Origin of the sequence: Streptomyces spiramenti (assembly GCF_012034385.1) — a bacterium.
In the GTDB taxonomy this organism is placed as follows: Bacteria; Actinomycetota; Actinomycetes; order Streptomycetales; family Streptomycetaceae; genus Streptomyces; species Streptomyces spiramenti.
The window spans coordinates 1-12988 of sequence record NZ_JAAVJB010000146.1 but is presented as its reverse complement, the minus strand read 5'-3'; the positions used below and the strand labels follow the sequence as shown (position 1 = coordinate 12988).

Annotated in this window: 14 protein-coding genes and 1 pseudogene; 9 read left to right on the top strand and 6 right to left on the bottom strand. The window is 72.7% G+C overall.

What is annotated here, in order from left to right; genetic code table 11:
- Positions 1–317: 317 nt before the first annotated feature.
- Complete coding sequence (gene pepE / locus HCJ92_RS16555; protein ID WP_167934376.1) at positions 318–1049, bottom strand: dipeptidase PepE; 732 nt, start codon at positions 1047–1049, stop codon at positions 318–320.
- Here pepE and HCJ92_RS25860 point away from each other — a divergent pair, their 5' ends adjacent.
- On the top strand, positions 1050–1421 hold the full coding sequence (locus HCJ92_RS25860) for a DUF1177 family protein (RefSeq protein WP_420824728.1): 372 nt from the start codon (positions 1050–1052) through the stop codon (positions 1419–1421). It begins immediately after the preceding gene.
- On the opposite strand, the gene HCJ92_RS16545 is transcribed toward HCJ92_RS25860, so the two are convergent.
- Both HCJ92_RS16545 and HCJ92_RS16540 read right to left on the bottom strand, forming a co-directional pair.
- Positions 1343–1516 (bottom strand): hypothetical protein, encoded by a 174-nt coding sequence (locus HCJ92_RS16545; protein ID WP_167934365.1) that lies wholly within the window; start codon positions 1514–1516, stop codon positions 1343–1345. The two genes, HCJ92_RS25860 and HCJ92_RS16545, sit on opposite strands and share 79 nt — an antisense overlap.
- Positions 1507–1743 carry a DUF7848 domain-containing protein gene (locus HCJ92_RS16540; protein ID WP_167934375.1) on the bottom strand — a complete coding sequence of 79 codons (237 nt, stop codon included), beginning with the start codon at positions 1741–1743 and terminating at the stop codon, positions 1507–1509. Before HCJ92_RS16540 ends, HCJ92_RS16545 begins: the two co-directional genes overlap by 10 nt.
- Positions 1744–2282: 539 nt before the next feature.
- Here HCJ92_RS16540 and HCJ92_RS25855 point away from each other — a divergent pair.
- From HCJ92_RS25855 to HCJ92_RS16505, 8 genes and pseudogenes are all read left to right on the top strand, one after another.
- Positions 2283–2909 (top strand): annotated as a pseudogene (locus tag HCJ92_RS25855) (IS701 family transposase); the annotation flags it as partial.
- A 22-nt stretch (positions 2910–2931) separates the two neighbouring features.
- Complete coding sequence (locus HCJ92_RS25850; protein WP_420824729.1) at positions 2932–3330, top strand: hypothetical protein; 399 nt, start codon at positions 2932–2934, stop codon at positions 3328–3330.
- A gap of 529 nt (positions 3331–3859) precedes the next feature.
- Complete coding sequence (locus tag HCJ92_RS16530; protein WP_167934374.1) at positions 3860–4384, top strand: PadR family transcriptional regulator; 525 nt, start codon at positions 3860–3862, stop codon at positions 4382–4384.
- Complete coding sequence (locus HCJ92_RS16525) at positions 4381–5127, top strand: ABC transporter ATP-binding protein (protein WP_167934373.1); 747 nt, start codon at positions 4381–4383, stop codon at positions 5125–5127. Before HCJ92_RS16530 ends, HCJ92_RS16525 begins: the two co-directional genes overlap by 4 nt.
- The gene (locus tag HCJ92_RS16520) at positions 5124–7436 is read left to right on the top strand and encodes an ABC transporter permease (RefSeq protein ID WP_167934372.1); all 2313 of its coding nucleotides are present in this window, start codon (positions 5124–5126) and stop codon (positions 7434–7436) included. Before HCJ92_RS16525 ends, HCJ92_RS16520 begins: the two co-directional genes overlap by 4 nt.
- A gap of 145 nt (positions 7437–7581) precedes the next feature.
- On the top strand, positions 7582–8325 hold the full coding sequence (locus tag HCJ92_RS16515; protein ID WP_167934371.1) for an FCD domain-containing protein: 744 nt from the start codon (positions 7582–7584) through the stop codon (positions 8323–8325).
- 82 nt (positions 8326–8407) lie between these two features.
- A complete protein-coding gene (locus tag HCJ92_RS16510; RefSeq protein WP_167934370.1) occupies positions 8408–9625 on the top strand; it encodes an MFS transporter in 1218 nt (405 codons plus the stop codon).
- A gap of 43 nt (positions 9626–9668) precedes the next feature.
- Positions 9669–9971 (top strand): antibiotic biosynthesis monooxygenase, encoded by a 303-nt coding sequence (locus HCJ92_RS16505; RefSeq protein WP_167934369.1) that lies wholly within the window; start codon positions 9669–9671, stop codon positions 9969–9971.
- A gap of 99 nt (positions 9972–10070) precedes the next feature.
- Here HCJ92_RS16505 and HCJ92_RS16500 read toward each other — a convergent pair whose 3' ends face one another.
- From HCJ92_RS16500 to HCJ92_RS16490, 3 genes are all read right to left on the bottom strand, one after another.
- Positions 10071–11006, bottom strand: coding sequence for a glycoside hydrolase family 19 protein (locus tag HCJ92_RS16500; RefSeq protein WP_167934368.1), 936 nt, complete (start codon positions 11004–11006; stop codon positions 10071–10073).
- 206 nt (positions 11007–11212) lie between these two features.
- The gene (locus tag HCJ92_RS16495) at positions 11213–11962 is read right to left on the bottom strand and encodes a 4'-phosphopantetheinyl transferase family protein (RefSeq protein WP_338054217.1); all 750 of its coding nucleotides are present in this window, start codon (positions 11960–11962) and stop codon (positions 11213–11215) included.
- Complete coding sequence (locus HCJ92_RS16490; RefSeq protein ID WP_167934366.1) at positions 11959–12807, bottom strand: metallophosphoesterase; 849 nt, start codon at positions 12805–12807, stop codon at positions 11959–11961. Before HCJ92_RS16490 ends, HCJ92_RS16495 begins: the two co-directional genes overlap by 4 nt.
- Positions 12808–12988 lie beyond the last annotated feature (181 nt).

Genomic DNA, 12988 nt, shown 5'->3' with positions numbered 1-12988 from the left:
GGCGCGGCGGGCGCTCCTGCCCGCCGCGGACGAGACGGCGGGCGCCGCCAGCGGCATGCTCACGATGGGGCCGGTGTCGGAGCTGCTGGCGGAGCTCGACGCCGCCCGGTGACTCGGCGTCCGACACCGCAGGCGGGGCGGGCCGCTGTGTCGGGCACCCTACCGAGGCCCGCGGGGCGGGGAGGCGGATGGTGAGGTGCGTCACCCGGGAGCTCGGCGGTCGGCGGTCGATGGCGGGTGGGGCCGTCCGGCGACACCCGCCACCGACCGTGCCGCGGCAGGGGCCCGGACGCGCGGTCAGCGAGCTCCCCGCGGTCTCACCGGTCGGCCGAGTCGAACACGGCCGGGGTCCGCAGCAGCCGCGTCAGGTCAGCACCGGGGCGGTGTTCGACCGGCTCCCGGCCGCGCTCGAAGAGGACCGCGCCCGCCTCGATGCCGCCGAGCGTGAGCCCGTCGTCGGTCGCGCGCAGCCAGGTCCCCTCGCGCAGCCCCAGTACCGCGACGTCGTTCTCCTGGTGGAACTCGGCGATGCGTTGCGCGCGCGTCTCGCCCATGTGGGAGCTGTCGGGCGCGGGGTCGAGGTAGTGCGGGTTGATCTGGAAGGGCACGAGGTGGAGCGCGTCGAATGTCGGTGGCTGCACGATGGGCATGTCGTTGGTCGTCCGCAGGGTCGGGCAGGCCATGTTGGTGCCCGCGCTCGACCCCATGTAGCCGGCGCCCGCGCCGACCCTGGCACGGATCGCGTCCACCAGCCCGTGGTGGTGCAGCGCCGACAGCAGTCGGAACGAGTTGCCGCCCCCGACGAACACGGCGTCGGCGTCGGCCACCACCTCGGCGGGCCGGGAGCCGGTGTGCACGCCCGTCACCTCCACCCCGAGCGGCGCGAGGGCGCGGGTCACCTGCGCGGTGTAGCCGTCGTGGTCGGCGCCCGCGTAGGGCACGAAGGCGAGGCGGCGCGTTCCGTCGAGGAAGTCCGCGATCTCCTCCCGGGCGTGCTCCAGGTAGCCGTGCCCGGGAGCGGTGGAGTTCGAGAGCAGCAGTAGACGCACGTGAGGCGTTCCCTTCGGTGTGGCAGGCCCGTTCGGCCGGGCCTGACGGCGGATCGGGTGGTCGGTCGGAGCGGGGCGCCCGCGCGCGTCCTCCCGGTCACCACCCAGGACATCACGCCCCACGGCAACGGCGTTCATCACATCAACCCGTGTACAGAGACAGAAACGAGGGCCTCACGCTCGACAGTGAGTGTGGGGCTCCGCTTGTGGACCGCTGACACATCCCCATGTGGTGCGGTCCACGCCCGCGCCGGTCCGGAAGCCACCCGGAGCCCCGTGCGGAAGGCAGTGCGCTACATCTTCGGCGGCGCCATCCCCCGGGCCTCAGCGCGGTACTGCGCCGCGTGGTCCTGGCACGCCCACAGGGTGTAGCCGGGCCCGGACGCCTGGTCCACGGCGCCGACCACCACCAGGTCGCCCTCCGGCTGTCGGCCGGCGTCTACGCAGGGCGGGCAGATCACCGCCACTGCCCCGGGATGAGCTGGTACGGGCGGGTGATGTCCTCCGTGTACTCCAGGTGGGCCGGGCGGTCGCGGACGTGCTCATGCGGCCACGTCGTGGCCGCGTCGGAGTCGGCGGCGTCCCGGCCGGTCGTGCCGCACGTGGTGCAGTGGGCGCGGTGGACTTGCGGCAGGGAGCCGTCCAGGGCGGCGGGCGACAGCGTGTACTTGCGCAGCCGGAGAAGGCGGGTCACCGGAGACGCTCGGCCTCGGAGGGCACCGCCGGTCCGCAGCGGCCCCGCTCCGGCCGGATGGCAGCGTGTTGGCCACACGCGGCCAGGTCACGGCTCAGGCCGTCCGTGCAGGCGACGGTGACGGCCTGGAGCCCGCTTGTGCTGCCGCAGCGCCAGCATGTCCGCCCGTCGATGGCGTCTGACGATAGGTCGTACGGGTGTACATGATGCGCCATGAGGTGATCCCATCAGGGGTGAGTGACCTGTGGGTACCGATCATCGCGACCCCGATAGGACCTCCACTAGTACTCCAGCAGGACTTCGGTGTCTGGCCTGGGGGCTTTCGTTGGGTGGCGGGAGTGTAGCGGGGCTTCGGTCGTGTGGGGGCGGTCTCACGGGGACCGCCCCTCGATCGGGCGACAACGCCGCAGGTAGTGACAGGGGTGGGGCAGCCTTCGAGGGTGATCACCGAGTATGCCGCAGCGCAGTGGGACTTCGAACTGGAAGATCTCTTCGTGACTATCGGGCACCGTTTCGGCCGGGTCGAGCTCCGCCGCCGCATGCGTGACTACGTCCGCGGGCTGCTTGCCCCGGTGGCCCGCAAGAACAGCTGGCAGTTGGCGGAACAGGCAGGCCACCACACACCCAACGGCCTGCAGCACCTCCTCGCCGGATCGAAGTGGCAGCCCGACGATGTCCGCGACGAACTGCAGGAGTACATCGCGCACAAGCTCGGCGAGGCCGACGGCGTCCTGATCATCGACGACACCGGTTTCATCAAGAAGGGCACCACCTCAGCCGGAGTCCAGCGCCAGTACTCCGGAACCGCTGGCCGGACCGAGAACTGCCAGATCGGCGTCTTCGCCGCCTACGCCTACGCCTCCGCCAACGGCCGGGCCCTGGTCGACCGGGAGCTCTACCTCCCCAAGTCCTGGGCCGAGGACCGTGAACGCTGCCGCACCGCGAAAGTCCCTGACGAGCGGGCGTTCGCCACCAAGGGCGAACTGGCCCGGCACATGGTGCTGCGGGCCCTCGCCTCGCCGCTGCCCATCGCCTGGGTCACTGCGGATTCGGCCTACGGCCAGGACAGCCGTTTGCGCCGGATGCTGGAGCAGTCGGGCGCCGGCTACGTGCTGGCTGTATCCAAGTCCCAGTCCACTGTGGGCTGTTCACGGATCGGGGCCTGTTTGCGGAGGCCCCCGACGAAGCGTGGGAGAGGATCTCCTGCGGCGACGGCGCGAAGGGCCCCGTGTCTACCACTGGGCAGCGGTGCGCCTGCCGGCCGTCGCCGAGTTCGACTACCAAGGCGAGGTCCCCTACCGCATGCGGTGGGCACCGGCCCGCCGCGGCATCAGCAAGCCCGACGAGATTGCCTACTACCTCGCCTACGCGCCCCTTCACGTCACCGTCCAGGAGCTGGTGCGGGTCGCCGGGGCACGCTGGGCGGTCGAGGAGTGCTTCCAGGCCGCGAAGAACGAATGCGGCCTGGACCAGTACGAGGTCCGCCGCTACACGGGCTGGTATCGGCACATCACTCTGGCCATGCTCGCGCACGCTTTCCTGGCCGCCACTGCACACCAAGCCAGGGAAAGGGGGCGGAACAGATGAGACGCCCGGGGCCATCGGGATCACAGTGGCGGAGGTTCGGCGACTCCTGGCAGCTTGTCTTCCCCGGCCCCCGCACCTGAACGGACACCGCGGCCTACAGCACGCGCTGAGCTGGTCGAACTGGCGCCGCCGACGCCAGGCAGTCGCCCGCCGCTGTCACTACCTGCGGCGTTGTCGCCCGATCGAGGGGCGGTCCCCGTGAGACCGCCCCCACACGACCGAAGCCCCGCTACACTCCCGCCACCCGACGAAAGCCCCCAGGCCAGACACCGAAGTCCTGCTGGAGTACTAGGGCCTGCGGGGGAGGGGAGTCGCGCGGGGCGCGCACCCGGGCTGCGCCGGCCGGCAGGGACGGCGCAGCCCGGGTGTGGACGACCCACCCCGGCGCGACTTAGGTAAGCCTAACTTAGCTTCGTGTTGGCCTGCCGGGCTGGGCCGGTACCCGTCGATCGGCCTCGCCGGAGATGGATCCGGTGGTCGCCTGTCGGCTATGCACGTCGTGTATACGCGAAGTGTATAGTCGCGTCGCATGTCCATCAGCCACACCCTGCTCGGCCTGCTGGAAGCAGGCCCCCGCCACGGCTACGACCTCAAGCGGACCTTCGACGAACGGTTCGGCCACGACCGGGCGCTCCACTACGGCCAGGTCTACGCGACCATGTCGCGCCTGCTGAAGAACGGATTCGTCGAGGTCGAGGGCTTCGAGGCCGGAGACGGTCCGGAACGCAAGCGCTACGCCATCACCGACGCCGGGGTCACCGACGTCGGGCGCTGGCTCACGACCCCCGAGAAGCCGGAGCCGTACCTCCGGAACACCCTCTACGCCAAGGTGGTGCTCGCGCTCCTCAGCGGTCGGAACGCCGCGGAACTCCTGGACGTCCAGACCGCGGAGCACCTCCGGCTGATGCGTGAGCTGACACGACGCAAACGCGATGGCGACCTCGTCGACCAGCTCGTCTGCGACCACGCCCTCTTCCACCTGGAGGCGGACCTGCGCTGGCTGGAGCTGGCCGCGGCCCGGCTGGACCGACTCGCCGAGGAGCTGCGCCGATGACGCCGCCTGCTGCTCCTCCCGGCACCGCCGCGGAGCCCGACTCACCGGCAGCCGACCGCCCGCTGCTGCGGGCCGCGGGGCTGCACAAGTCCTACGGGGCCACCCCCGCTCTCGCCGGTGCCTCGTTCAGCATCGACGCGGGCGAAGTGGTGGCCGTCATGGGCCCCTCGGGCTCGGGGAAGTCCACACTGCTGCACTGCCTCGCCGGAATCATCACGCCCGACGAGGGAACCGTGCACTTCCAGGGCGCCGAACTCTCCGCCCTGTCCGACTCCGAGCGGAGCCGGCTGCGCCGCGGCGACTTCGGCTTCGTCTTCCAGTTCGGCCGACTCGTCCCCGAACTGACCTGTCTGGAGAACGTCGCGCTCCCGATGCGCCTGGCCGGGACGCCGCGTCGAGCGGCCGAGGGGACCGCCGGGGAATGGCTGGCGAGGCTGGAGGTGTCCGATACGCACGCCAAGCGCCCCGGCCAGATCTCCGGGGGGCAGGGGCAGCGGGTCGCGGTGGCTCGCGCGCTGGCCGCCCGGCCACGAGTGGTGTTCGCCGACGAGCCCACCGGGGCGCTCGACACCCTCAACGGCGAACGCGTGATGGAGCTCCTCACCGCCGCGGCGCGCGACACCGGTGCCGCGGTGGTGCTCGTCACCCACGAGTCGCGGGTGGCCGCCTACTCCGACCGGGAGGTCGTCGTCCGTGACGGGCGTGTCCGCGATCTCGGTGCCGGCGCGGCGGGCCACCGGTGAGCGGCCGGCTGCTGCGCGAACTCGGCATGGGCGCCCGCATGGCCTTCGGGGGCGGTCGCGGCGGCGTGACCCGCACCGTGCTCACGGCGATCGGCATCGGTCTCGGTGTGGCGGTGCTGCTGCTCGCGGCCTCCGTCCCCGCGATCCGTGCGGCTTCCGACGACCGGGTCGACGGCCGCGCACCGGTGTTCGCCGGGGCGGGGACCGAGGACGATCCGCCGACGGGTTCGGTCGGCCTGCGGTACGCCGAGACGGAGTTCCTCGGTCAACGGGTCTCCGGTGCCGTCCTGGAGCGGATCGACGTCGGCGCCGCCCCGGCGCTCCCACCCGGGATCGACCGGCTCCCGAAACCCGGTGATCTGTACGTCTCGCCGGCGTTGGCGCGTCTTCTCGACGGTGAACACGGCGAGTTGCTCGCCGCTCGGTTCGGCGGCGCCCGGGTCGCGGGCACCATCGGGAACGAAGGCCTCGCCGGTCCTGGCGAACACCGCTTCTACCAGGGGGCCGTCGCGGATGCGGGGGAGTCGCGGGTCGTCACCTCCTTCGGGGACGACCGCGCGGCCAATTCGCTCCCCCCGCTCTTCGTGATGCTGATCGTCGTCATCCTGGTCGTGCTGCTGTTGCCGGTCGCCGTCTTCGTCGCCACCGCCGTGCGCTTCGGCGGGGAGAGCCGGGACCGCCGACTCGCGGCGCTCCGGCTGGTCGGCGCCGACCGTGCCATGACAGCCCGCATCACGGCCGGCGAGACTTTGGCGGGCGCTCTCCTCGGGCTGGTGTCGGGCGTCGGAATCTTCTACGCCCTGCGCTCGGTGGCCGCAGGGATCACGTTGTTCGGCAACGGTGCCTTCGCCACGGACATCACGCCGGTGCCAGCCCTGGCCCTGCCGGTGCTGGCCGCCGTCCCGGTGTCGTCGGTGGCGGTCAGCCTGTTCGCCCTGAGGTCTGTCGCGGTCACCCCCCTGGGGGTCGCCCGCGACGGCGCCGAGCGCCCGAGGCGGATGTGGTGGCGATCGGTGTTGCTGCTGGGCGGTGCGCTGCTGCTGGCGTTCGGCGCCTCAGCGACGGACGGCGGCGGGGAGACTCTGGTCGTTCTCGGCATGCTGGCCTTCCTCATCGGTACAGCCCTGATGGTGCCGTGGCTGATGGAGCGTCTGCTCCGGCGGCTGCGCGGCGGCCCGCTCTCGTGGCAGCTGGCGGTCCGGCGGCTGCAGCTGACCGGTGGGTCGGCGGCCCGCGCCGTCAGCGGCGTCACGGTCGCCGTGGCCGGGGCGGTCGCCCTCCAGATGGTTTTCGCCGGAGTGGACCGCGACACCCGTGTCGGGAGCGACCAGGACGCCGAGGAGGTCCAGTTCGTCGCCTCCAGCCGGGACACCGACACCCACGCCGCGGCCGCCTTCCTGACACGCTACGAGGGCGGCACGGGCGTGGCCGCCTCTGCGGGGCACTACTCGGCGAGGATGGTGGCGGCGCCCGGAGGTCCGGGGGCCGAGTTCGTCCCCGTTCGTGTCGGGGACTGTGCGGCCCTGGCGCAGCTGGTGAGGACGGGCTCGTGCGCGGACGGCGACGCGTTCTGGGTCGCCGGGGAGGTGGGGCCGCAGCCGGGTACCGAACTCGTGCCCTACGCGGAGGATCCGTCGACAGGCGAGCCGTTACCGCCGGACCCGTCGGCCGGCGGCACGCTGGTCGTGCCGGAGACCGTCGCCGCCACCATGCGGGTGGGCGCCGACGGCAACCACCGCAACGGCTTGTTCCTGACGCCGGGAGCGGTGCTGGGCGAGCTGCCCGACCGGGTGGACGCCGAGGTGTTCGTGGCGCTGGACCCGACCGTTCCTGCCGCCCTCGAGCACGTCCGCAGTCTCGGGAGCCTGTATGACGGCACGCGGTCCCACGAGCGCCTCGGACAGGTCGGGGACGCGGACCTGGCCGCCGTCAGTCAGTGGCTGGCGGCGGGCTCCACCGCCGTCATGCTGATGATCGCGGCAAGCCTGATCGTCTCCACCGTCGAGCAGCTGCGGGAGAGGCGCCGCCAACTCGCCGTGCTGGTCGCCTTCGGCACGCGCCGCCGCACGCTCGCCGCCTCGGTGCTTTGGCAGACCGCGGTTCCCGTGGGGCTGGGGCTGGTGATCGCTGCCGTGGGAGGTGTTTCTCTCGGGCTGCTGCTCGTGCGGCTCTTCGGCACCGAGGTGGTCGACTGGTGGGCGCTCCCGCCGTACCTCGGTGTCGGTCTTGGGATGGTCGCCGTCGTGACGTCGGCCGGCCTGCCGCCGTTGTGGCGGATGATGCGACCCGACGGGTTGCGGTCGGAGTGAGGGGTCGCCGACCGCCCACGCCTCCGGGGGTGGGCGGTCGGCCTGCGTGAAGACCGGTATACAGCGCTGCATGTCGAGCTGGACATCTTGCGGAGTACAGTTCGGTGCCGACGGCGCCGAGCGGTTCGGTGCGTGAGGAGGAGCCGTGTCCCTCAGCAAGACGGAGAGCGCCTACCGGTCACTGAAGGGCCAGATCGAGGACCTGACCCTGCCGCCGGGCGCGAAGCTCGGCGAGGTGGGCCTCGCCGAGCGGCTCGGGGCCTCCCGGACCCCGGTGCGCGAGGCGATCCGCCGGCTCGCGCGCGAAGGGCTCGTGCGCTTCGCACCCGGCGAGGTCGCCGAGGTGGCCCCCATCTCGCTCGCCGGGGTGCGCGCACTCTTCGAGTTCCGGCAGATCCTCGAACCCGCGGCGGCGCGGCTGGTGACGCGCGACGGGTGCGCCGAACCCGTGAGGATCGCGGCGTTCCGCGCGCTGCTCCCCGAGTTGGAGGCGGTCCGGGACCGGTTCGGCGCCCCCGGCGCCGAGGACGCCGAGCCGTCGGATGTGCTCCGCCCTGTGCCGGTCGACGAGCAAGCGGTGCGGGCCTTCCACGCCCTGACCGAACGGTTCGACCAGGCGCTGATCGCAGCGGTGCGGAACCCGCCACTGGCGAAGACCATCGCGGACACCCGCGGGCAGACCGCCCGACTCCGCGCCATCGCCCACGCCGCCCCCGGCCGCCCGGCGCTCTCGCTCGCCGAACACCTCGCCATGACCGGTGCCGTCGTCGCCGGCGACTCCGAGCGCGCGGCGGCCGAGGTCGCCGCCCACCTGGACCGGACGCTGCGAACCGTCCTGGACGGCCTCACCCGGGGAGACCTCCCGGCATCCGTCGACGTCCGGATGTGACACACCGCCGACAACACCCGCGCCCATCGCACCACCACGAAAGGCCCGCCAGCCATGACGACGCGACAACCGGCGGTGCCCCGTGCCCACGGCTGACCGGACGACCGGAGGACGCGGCACCCGCTGGCTGTGGTGGCTGCTCGCGTGTGTCGTCTGCACCCAGACCGCGCTCAACCTGGCCCGACCGCTGCTCTCCTACAAGGCGATAGCGCTGGGCGGCGACGCCCTCGCGATCGGGCTGATCACTTCCGCCTACGCACTGCTCTCACTGCTCGCGGCCGTGCCGCTCGGCAGGCTCTCCGACCGGACGGCCCGGACCCACCGCATCCTGCTGGTCGGGACGCTGCTGCTCGTCCTGGCACCGCTGCTGATGGCGGTCTCGTCCTCCCTCCCCCTGATCGCGGTCGCCGGCACCGTCCTGGGCTTCGGTCACATCGTCTTCGTGATCGCCGGGCAGGGCATGGTCGCGCGCTGCTCCGGTGACGCCGACCTCGACCGCAACTTCGGCTGGTTCACTGCGGCCGTCGCGGTGGGACAGATGGTCGGCCCCCTGGTGGCGGGGCTGGTCCTGGGGGAAGGGCGCGCCGTGGAACTCGCCGTACCCATCCTCCACGCCCTGCTCATCGCCTCGGCGACGGCCGCCGCCGCCCTGCTCGCCCTGGCCGGCCTGGTGCGCACCGTCCCCGCCCCCGTCGTTCCGGCGGCCACCTCCAGCGGGGAGACCGGTAGCCCGCCGGTCTTCTCGCTGCTGCGGCGCCCCGGTGTGGCGCCGGGGCTGTTCGTCAGCCTCGCGCTGCTGGCCTCCGTCGACGTCCTCACCGCCTACCTGCCGCTCATCGCGGAGGAGCGCGGTATCTCACCGGCGGTCACCGGCGCCCTGCTGGCGCTCCGTGCGGCGTTCTCCATCGCCTCACGGCTGCTGCTGGCGCGGATGCTGCGACGGTGGACACGCCGTGCGCTGGTGATCGCCAGCTCGCTGGGCTCGGCCGTGGCGCTCGTCGTGGTGGCGCTGCCGTGGGCCGACCGCTGGTGGCTCATGGCCCCCGCGTTGGCGGTCGGCGGCTTTCTGCTGGGAATCGGGCAGCCGCTGACGATGACGGCGGTCGTGCTGGCGGTGCCGGAGCGGGCGCGTGGCACCGCGCTTGCGCTGCGCCTCTGGGCCAACCGCCTGGGGCAGGTGGCCCTCCCCACGGGCGCGGGGGTGGCGGCTGCCTCGCTGGGGGCGGCCGGCTCGATCTGGTTCGCCTGCGGTGTGCTGGCCGCGGCGGCCGGAGCGGGGCGCATGACCCGCGACCCCTGACCCGTCGTCCCACCCTCCCCCGCAAGCGTCGAAGGCAGGCACCGTGATCGCGCAGATCGTCACCCTCCACGTCCGTCCGGGCGAGCTCGCCGGCTTCACCGCCGCCATCGCCGAGAACGCCGAGACATCCGTGTGGACGGAGGCCGGTTGCCTCCAGTTCGACGTGGTGGCGACCGACGCCGACGACCACCGCTTCGTCCTGTACGAGCGCTACACCGACGAGGCCGCGTTGACCGCCCACCGGGCCACGGCGCACTTCGCCCGCTGGAGCGAGGCGGTGGGCCGGTACGTCGTCGACGGCAGCAAGGTCAACACCGTCGGGACGGTCACCGTCCACCAGGGCTGACCACCGGGTCCCGGCAGGCCGACGCCTCCGGCCCGTCGTCTCGGCCGGCGGCCTCAGCAGACCGGGGACCTCAGCAGTAGTGGTTCCGGGCCGGAAACCTCAGCAGTAGAGGTTGCCCCCGGTCGTGGTGCCGAGGATCTGCGAGAAGCGCTGGAAGGTGTTGATGCGGCTCTGCACCTGCCCCGGGTTGCCCCCGTTGCACTCGATGCTGCCGTTGATGCTCCGGATGGACTCGCCGAACCCGGCGCCGCCGACGATCGCCTGGTGACCGCTCATGTTGCCCGCACCGGACTGGGTGTTCCAGAACCAGAGCGCCGTGCGCCAGGACACGGCGGCGTCGTTCTGCACCAGCCACGGGTTGTTGAGCAGGTCGATGCCGAGGGCGTCGCCCGCGGCCTTGTAATTGTAGTTCCAGCTCAGCTGGATCGGGCCCTTGCCGTAGTAGGCGGACTGGCCTGCGGGGCAGCCGAAGGGCTGGCCCCAGTCGCAGTAGTGCGAGTAGTTGCCCGTGTTCTGCTCCACGATGTGGACCAGCCCGCCGGTCTCGTGGCTCACGTTGGCGAGGAACGCGGCGGCCTCGCGACGCTGCACCTCGGTGCTGCCGGTCTTGGTGAAGCCCGGGTAGGAGCTGAGGGCGGCGACCAGGCCGCTGTAGGTGTAGAAGGAGTTCCGGTTCGGGAACATCTGGTTGAACTGCGCCTCGCTGACGACGAACCCGCCGGGCGAGGGGTTCTGCCCGCCGCCGTCACAGCTGTGCGGGTGCCAGTACCAGTGGCTGATCACCGGGTCGTACCCGGGATTGGCGTGTTCCGCGCGGTAGTAGGAACCGTTGTAGCGCACGATGCTGCCCGCCGGGTACCAGGTACCCGCCCGCCAGTCGGTCGCCCCGGCGCAGCTGGCGGCCACGCTCGGAGCGACGGCCGCCGCCTCGGTCTCCGCCGGCGCGGCGGCGGTCGCCGCGGGCACCAGGGCCGCGGTCAGGCCGGTGGCGAGCAGGGCTGCCGTCAGCAGGGTGACGATGCGTTGTCTGAACACGGTCCACTCCTCTGGAGTGCGACGACGCGCCCTCCGACTCCGGCCGGGGCGCGTCGATGTGGGGGTGACGCGCACACTGAAGCGCTCCCGAGGGGCCACGTCAAGGTCTAGACCAGGTTCCCGGAACGTCCGCGCCACTTCCCGCCGCACCGGCGCCCCGCGACCCCGCCGTTCCCCGGGCATACCCCCGGGGAACGGCGGGGCGGTCAGCCGGGTACGGCGCCCGCGTCCGTGTCGCCACCGAAGGGGACCCCGGCTGCCCGCACCTCGCCCGCCCCGGCCGTGGGCACCACCGGCGCCGGCAGGTGGATCGCCGTCACCACCAGCCCGTTCCCCGCCCCCCAACGCCCAGGGAACACCGGCACCTCCTCGCCGCCCACGACCGGCCCCGGCACCAGCAGCCGCGCGGTGAACGTCCCGTGGTGCGGATCGACGACGATCTCCGCCTCGGAGAAGTCCAACTCGCGCTCCGTCAGCGGGTACCAGACCTTGAAGACACTCTCCTTGGCGCTGAAGAACAGCCGTTCCCAGTGCAGTTCGGGACGGACGGCCGACAGCCCGGCCAGCTGGGCGCGCTCGGAGTCGAGGGTCACCACCTCCAGGACACCGTCCGGCAGCGGGCCGTCCGGTTCCGCGTCGATCCCCAGCCCAGCCGTCGTCCCGGGCGACGCCAGCGCCACACCCCGGTAGCCGACGCAGTGGGTCATGCTGCCGATCACCCCCTCCGGCCACTGCGGCGCGCCCCGCTGGTTCGGCAGGATCGGCGCCGGCGGCCGGCCGAGCCGGGTCAGTGCTCGCCGTGCCAGGTGCCGGACGGTGGTGAACTCCCGCCGCCGCTTGTCGACCGCCCGGGCGATCCGCTCCGCCTCCTCGGGGAAGAGCCCTTCCCCGGGCTGTACCGCGTCGTCGTACGCCGCCTCGGTCACGACCGGGGCCGGCAGCAGTCGCTCGATCACCGCGACCCCGTCGGGGCCGTGGAGAACCGGACCTCGCGCAGCGGTTCCCGGGGCGGTCTGGGCTTCCATTCACGGGGGTAGCCGACGGAGACCTCCTCGAACCGGACACCGTCGTAGTACGTCACGCGCGGGATGTGCAGATGCCCGTAGACGACCGCTGCGGCACGGAACCGGACGTGCCAGTCCGCGGTCAGCACGGTGCCGCACCACTGGGCGAACTCCGGGTAGTGCAGCACGTCGGTCGGCTGCCGCACCAGCGGCCAGTGGTTCACCAGCACCGTCGACAGCGCCGGGTCGATCTCCGACAGCCGCCGCTCGCTGTACGCCACCCGCTCCCGGCACCACGCCGCGCGGCTCGGATACGGGTCGGGGTGGAGGAAGTACTCGTCGGAGCAGACGATCCCGGCCTCGTGGGCGATCCGCAGCGACTCCTCCGCGGTGCTCGCCCCGGGTGCGCGGAAGGTGTAGTCGTAGAGCGCGAACAGCGGCGCCACGGCGACCGGACCGTCCGGCCCCTGCCACACGGGGTAGGGGTCCTCGGGGGTGACGACGCCGAGCTCACGACAACGCGCCACCAGCTCCTCGTACCGCGCCGCACCGCGGAGCGTGCACGGGTCCTGCGGGTGCGTCCACAGCTCGTGGTTGCCCGGCGCCCAGACCACCTTGGCGAAGCGTCCGGCGAGCAGGCTCAGCGCCGAGACGACGTCCTCGACCTTCTCGGCGACATCGCCCGCGACGATCAGCCAGTCGTCCGCGGAAGTGGGGTGGAGCGCCTGGAGCACCGCGCGGTTCTCCTCGTAGGCGATGTGCAGGTCGCTGACGGCCAGCAGTCTTCCTCGGGCCACGGCACCGTCCTTCCGTCGGTTCCGGCCGGGCCGCCCACCGCGCGGGGCGGGGGAGCGGGGCGGGCCGGCGGAGCGGGGCGGACACACCCGAGCGCGCGGGGGCCGCCGATTTCCCGGCCCACCCTACGGCCGCGTCCCACCCGCCCGCGACGGTTCCGCCGGTCGCGCGACAGGCCCGCAG